The organism is Nitrospirae bacterium YQR-1 (genome assembly GCA_039908095.1).
Taxonomy (GTDB): Bacteria; Nitrospirota; Thermodesulfovibrionia; order Thermodesulfovibrionales; family Magnetobacteriaceae; genus Magnetomonas.
Genome location: JAMOBJ010000003.1, coordinates 61546 through 67545 on the forward strand (window position 1 = coordinate 61546; position 6000 = coordinate 67545).

Here is a 6000-nt window from a genome sequence, read left to right on the forward strand (position 1 = left end):
GTTATTTCCACTCCACTATATCATTTTCCTTTACTGATCCTGAGATAACCTTACCTTTTGCAAAATGTTCATCCACGATTTCCGTAATTTTTACTTTCCCTGTAAACTCACGTTCCCAATCTCTGAGTCTTCCCTTAGCGGTAAGCTTTTTAAGCGAATACACGCTTAACTCCTGACCAACCTGGGCTCCATCCTTAGTTCCAATACAAAGATACACATCACTACCCGTCTTTTCTAAGATAGTTCCTTTCATTATGTTTTCGTGATACGAATGCTCTAATCCAGCACACGCTCCTATTGTTAGTCCCGCAACAGTTATTGACAACAGAATAACAACCCGCCTTACTAAAGTGAGATTGTTCATTGAACCCTCCTTTTTATTGATTTTTATTGGCTTCCCATTAAGAAGATAAGTCATCATAACACTCAATTATGAATATAATATGAATATCCAGCAGAGCGGTAAATTTAATCAATTGGCTCCTTCCCGCATTGTCGGCAGAAAGATAGGAAGCAGCCCCTGCCGCTCTAAAAACAGTAGCGATAAATTAAGATGCATCGAATTCATAGTTTCTTCACAATTGATTAGTATGATAGAAACAATTGATCAGGGAACAATAAGTGAGTTTGTTTTCGTTAACACAGTTGTTGTATATTTCCCTGAGTGGATAATCCACTTAGGTAGGAGACGTGAATGAACATAGGACGAATAAGAATAATATTATATTCGATTTCAATAGCTGTTATGATTTTTTATGGTTTCGGTTTTGCAACATCCTGTATGATGGGTGCAATAGGGGGGATGTCTAATATGATGAAACATAGCGTAACCACTGATAAAGCAAACACCGATAACTCTACCAATAAAAATCCCGATAAGGGTTCGCACAACCACTAATACCAAGTTGCATTCAGAAGCATAACGAGGCGGCAAGGAGAAAGCGACGCAGGCGTACTTTTAGTACGGTGAGGAGCTTTTAACGATGCCAACAAAGTTAGGCGATAGAATGCAACTCGGTATAAAATTAATAAAGGAGGTAAGGATAATGTCTATATTAATAAGTAATCAAGTTGCGCCGATTGTACAAAATCAAGTTCAATCAACATATGGGGGCCAAACAAACACTACAGGAAATGTAAACAGAGGAAACATGATGGGCGGCGGTATGATGGGTGGTGGCGGTATGATGGGTACCAATGCGAATTCATCCTCTACCGTTAACATATCAGATGCTGCAAGAAATTTGCTTTCGGCAAGTAAAACGAATAACAATGTTTAAAACTAATCCACAGCAGTAGGCATTAAGTTTTCTGGAGGGAAAGAGATGTCAAGAATAGCCTTTTGTTTATCGCTTTTTGTAATCATTACTTTATTTAGTGTCCAGAGGGGATACGCGCAACAACAAAGATTCGAGACCCTCTCAGACTTAGTGGTTAAGGATACAAAAAGCGGGTTAATGTGGGTACGTAACGCCAACATAAGTGGCAAGGCAGCTACAAAAGAGGGAGCTGATCGATTGTTAAAAGACCTTAACGATAATAAATATGGGGGTTATGCTGACTGGAGGCTTCCCAATATTTATGACTTTATCACTCTTATCGATTACTCAAAGTACAGGCCGGCTCTTCCTAAAGATCAAACTTTTTTTAATTTACAATATGTTTATATAACTTCTACACCATGTGTGCACAGACAAGGACACTACTGGACTGTTAATATTCAACATGGGGATATCAGAATGTTTGAGGAGGGTACATCTTTATACGTCTGGCCGGTAAGAAATGCTAATTAAATTTTTTCAGGGATTAAACACTATCCCCCAAAGGAGGCTATGTAATTTATGAGCAATTTCAGCAAAGTGATGTTTACGGCAGTGATAGTAACGTTTACATTGGTTATAATGACAACCGTTTTCGCATCTGCCCAGGAAAAAAATTCAGATGGTCATCAAAAAAACGGTGCGCATAACCATGTAAAATATCAAAAGCTAAAAAACCCCGTGAAACCTACCGCTAAAGCATTGGAAGAGGGCAAATTGCTGTATGCAGCCCACTGTGCCACATGTCATGGCAGCAGCGGAAACGGGGATGGGGAGACGATGAAAGGTGCTGATTTTACTACCGGTAATTTCAGACATGGTGGTACAGACGGTGAAGTTTATAATTTGATACTACATGGTTCGAAAGCTGCAGGTATGCCGGCATGGAATACTACTCTTACCTCCCGGGATATCTGGAAATTGGTTCGCATAGTAAAGAGTTATGGTAAGTGAAAAGAATACCTTGTTATACCAATTCTAATTCATTTGTCTAACTTTGTTGGCTTTGTCACAAGCTCCTCAACGTACAAAACAGTACGTCTGCGTCGCTTGTTCCCAGCCGCCTCGTTATACTTTTGAATTGGAATTGGAATTATACCAAGTTGCAGTCAAAAGAGTAACGGGGCGGCTTGGAGAAAGCGACACCTCCCCTTCTCCCAGCCGCCTGCGTTTACTTCTGACTGCTATTTCTTTTCAGTCATTGCCATCAGAAGCCTTATAATGTGAATCAGAGCGCCCTTTACCGTAGTCACTTCACCGGTAAGGCTGCTGAGCTTGCCCTCCAGAGCCGATGCAACCTCTCCTGTCTGTGCCTTTACTATTGATATGTCACGGCTGACAGATGATATGTCACGGGAGGCTGCAGAAAACGCCTCTAATTTACTTTCCAGCCCGCTAAGCATTCCCCTGCTTTCGTTAGCGATTTTTTCGTAATCTATCTTCTCAATACCGAGTTTTTCATAATCTATCTGTACCATACCCCCAGCCTGTACGCCCCTGTCTAATCCGGAGGCTAAAAGATTATTTAAAACTGACACGATATCTTCCATCTGCCTTGAAAGCCCTGTCAGCTTTTCCTCCATTGCCGATGAGCTCACATCAGCTGTGCTTCCTGCAGGTACTACATCATGGGGCAGAGTTGAAAGCAACTCCACTTTTGACTCAATACCTCTTAACGCACCTTTAACGACATTATCAATCTTTTCGTAGTCTATACTCTCAAAATTGATTTTCCCTGCATCACTTTTTGCAACTCCCTGTATTGCTCCGGCGGAAAGAAGAACTTTTAAAGCCGATACCATGTCCGTTGTTTGTTTTGAGAGACCGGAGAGTTTATCTTCCACAACCGCCTGATTATTCTGAAGCCGGCCGGAAAGCGACTGCATATCCCTGAGGGCTGTTAAGACCGGCACAAAGCTCTTTTCTAAATCCCTCAGCGCCGCCCTGTTGGTATCAGCTATCTTTTCGTAATCTATGCTCTCAAAGTTGATTTTCTCTCCACCGCTCTTTTGAACTCCTGTAATGGTGCCGGCGGAAAGAAGCACCTTTAAGGCCGATACCATATCTGCAGTTTGCTTTGAAAGAGCTGACAGTTTACCTTCCACCACTGTTTGGTTATTCTGTAGTTGTCCGGACAGCGACTGCACATCTCTCAGTGCGGCTGCAACCAAAACAATTCTCTTCTCAAAGTCTTTCAAAAACTCCTTGTTAGTACTATCAATTTTATCATAGTCTGTTTTTTGTGCGCTGATATTAGCAGTTGTTGTTACAATAGCGCTTAGAGCTTTTGAAATTGCCGCCACCTGTTTTGAAAGCTCTGAAAGCCTGGTTTCCAAAACCACCTGATCTAAATCCGGCCTGCCCTTGGGGACAACAGGTGCGCCGGCTTGTGATATTGATAAAAACGCTGCCAGCCTCTTTTCAAATTCTCTCAGCACCTCTCTGTTGGCAGCGGTAATTTTCTCATAATCTATCTTTTCGTAATCTCTTTTTTCATAATCTCTTCTCACAAGGTTTATTTGAGGGACACTCTGACCCGGCAAGGCAGAGACCTGAGAAGTTGCAAGCGATTGTACAACATCCATTATCTGCTCTGAAAGCATGGTTATCTTATTCTCGAGGCCGGACTGATTTCTCTCAAGCTGCTTCTTAAGTATGGATATATCACGGAGAATCAACGAAAACGCATCGTATTTGCTCTCAAAATCCTTAAAGTTCTTTTTACCTGCATTAAGTATCCTCTCCAAATCCTTAATTTTAAAATCTAATCCTCTGCTTTCGCCTAACTTAACAGCCCCTGTGAGTACCATGCCGCCTGAACTTTTTGGTTTCAATACCGATACACTGTCCGCCGCTTTTGAAACAAGTTCCGCCGTGGCATCATATACAGTGACAACAGCAGAGCCGCCGGCATTTAACACCTTGGCTATCAACGATCTTTTCTTTGATTCATCCCCCATTGACATCCTCCAATCTTTATACTTTATAGTTTTTTTACTTTTTAATATTTTGCTGCTATTCAATATTTAAATGCCTTTGTAGCTAACTGCTCCGCTAACAAAAAACGGATTGCCGCTTACACTGGAATAACGTACAGAGCATATTCCATATCAATAGTTCCTTCCTAAAAAAATACACAGCCCCAGCTTCTGACGCTCGTAAGTATTTCTTTACTTTCTCTTTACCGGCACAGACATTAAAAACCTTATGATATAAACAAGGGCATCCTTAACCGGCGCCATTTCCGCCGAAAGCCCGGAAAGTTTACCATCTATACCAGCCTGATTTTCCACAAGTTTACTCTTAAGCAGCGCAATGTCGGCAACAGACGATGACAGTGACTCAAGCCTGCTCTCAAAATCCTTAAGCGTTTCCTTGCCCGCATCCGCTATTTTTTCGTAATCTATCTCCGTCTTTTCATATTGCAGCGTAGTGCCCTTATTAATTTCAGAGATTTGCTTTGTTATGCCTGAGAGCTTTTCTTCTATTTCCGTTTGATGCTTCTCAAAGGCACCCTTCATTGGAGGAATGCCGGCAATGAATGATGACAGTGCCTCAAGCCTGCTTTCAAAATCCTTAAGCGTTTCCTTGTTGGCATCTGTTATTTTTTCGTAATCGATTTTTTCAGTGTCTGTCTTTTGTACAGCCTGCTTATATTCAGAGAGTTGTTCCGTCAGGGAGGTAAGTTTTCTTTCTATCACCGTCTGATTTTCCTCAAACCTTGTCTTTAGAAATGTAATCTCACCAATCTTTGATGACAGCGCCTCAAGCCTGCTCTCAAAATCTTTCAACGATTCCTTGCCCGCCTCCGCCAGTTTTTCGTAATCTATCTCCGTCTTTTCATATTGCAGCGTAGTGTCCTTATTAATTTCAGAGATTTGTTTTGTTATGCCTGAGAGCTTTTCTTCTATTTCCGTTTGATGCTTTTCAAAGGCACCCTTCATCGGAGGGATACCGGCAATGAATGATGACAGAGACTCAAGCCTGCTTTCAAAATCCTTAAGCGATTCCTTGCCCGCCTCCGCCAGTTTTTCGTAATCTATCTCCGTCTTTTCATATTGCAGCGTAGTGCCCTTATTAATTTCAGAGATTTGTTTTGTTATGCCTGAGAGCTTTTCTTCTATTTCCGTTTGATGCTTTTCAAAGGCACCCTTCATCGGAGGGATACCGGCAATGAATGATGACAGTGCCTCAAGCCTGCTTTCAAAATCCTTCAACGATTCCTTGCCCGCCTCCGCCAGTTTCTCGTAATCTATTTTTTCAGTGTCTGTCTTTTGTACATCCTGCTTATATTCAGAGAGTTGTTCCGTCAGGGAGGCGAGTTTTCTCTCTATCGCCGTCTGATTTTCCTCAAACCTTGTCTTTAGAAATGTAATCTCACCAATCTTTGACGACAGTGCCTCAAGCCTGCTTTCAAAATCCTTAAGCGATTCCTTGCCCGCCTCCGCCAGTTTTTCGTAATCTATCTCCGTCTTTTCATATTGCAGCGTAGTGCCCTTATTAATTTCAGAGATTTGCTTTGTTATGCCTGAGAGCTTTTCTTCTATTTCCGTTTGATGCTTTTCAAAGGCACTCTTCATCGGAGGGATACCGGCAATGAATGATGACAGTGCCTCAAGCCTGTTTTCAAAATCCTTAAGCGTTTCCTTGCCCGCATCCGCTATTTTTTCATAATCTATCT

Annotated in this window: 8 protein-coding genes; 5 read left to right on the forward strand and 3 right to left on the reverse strand. The window is 41.8% G+C overall.

The window, feature by feature from the left end:
• Position 1 precedes the first annotated feature (1 nt).
• Entirely contained in the window at positions 2-364 is a 363-nt protein-coding gene (locus H7844_03095; protein ID MEO5356268.1) for a hypothetical protein, read from the reverse strand.
• Positions 365-443: 79 nt separating this feature from the next.
• On the opposite strand from H7844_03095, the gene H7844_03100 reads away from it, so the two are divergent.
• The 5 genes from H7844_03100 (at position 444) to H7844_03120 (ending at position 2273) form a co-directional block, all read left to right on the forward strand.
• Positions 444-698, forward strand: coding sequence for a hypothetical protein (locus H7844_03100; protein MEO5356269.1), 255 nt, complete (start codon positions 444-446; stop codon positions 696-698).
• Positions 695-898: a hypothetical protein gene (locus H7844_03105; GenBank protein ID MEO5356270.1), complete on the forward strand. Its 204-nt coding sequence runs from the start codon at positions 695-697 to the stop codon at positions 896-898. Before H7844_03100 ends, H7844_03105 begins: the two co-directional genes overlap by 4 nt.
• 85 nt (positions 899-983) lie before the next feature.
• Complete coding sequence (locus H7844_03110; protein MEO5356271.1) at positions 984-1280, forward strand: hypothetical protein; 297 nt, start codon at positions 984-986, stop codon at positions 1278-1280.
• A 45-nt stretch (positions 1281-1325) separates the two neighbouring features.
• Entirely contained in the window at positions 1326-1793 is a 468-nt protein-coding gene (locus H7844_03115) for a DUF1566 domain-containing protein (protein ID MEO5356272.1), read from the forward strand.
• 48 nt (positions 1794-1841) lie between these two features.
• Positions 1842-2273, forward strand: coding sequence for a c-type cytochrome (locus H7844_03120; protein ID MEO5356273.1), 432 nt, complete (start codon positions 1842-1844; stop codon positions 2271-2273).
• Positions 2274-2503: 230 nt separating this feature from the next.
• On the opposite strand, the gene H7844_03125 is transcribed toward H7844_03120, so the two are convergent.
• Entirely contained in the window at positions 2504-4279 is a 1776-nt protein-coding gene (locus tag H7844_03125; protein ID MEO5356274.1) for a hypothetical protein, read from the reverse strand.
• Positions 4280-4489: 210 nt separating this feature from the next.
• The coding region (locus H7844_03130) for a hypothetical protein (GenBank protein MEO5356275.1) at positions 4490-6000 on the reverse strand (1511 nt) is incomplete at its 5' end.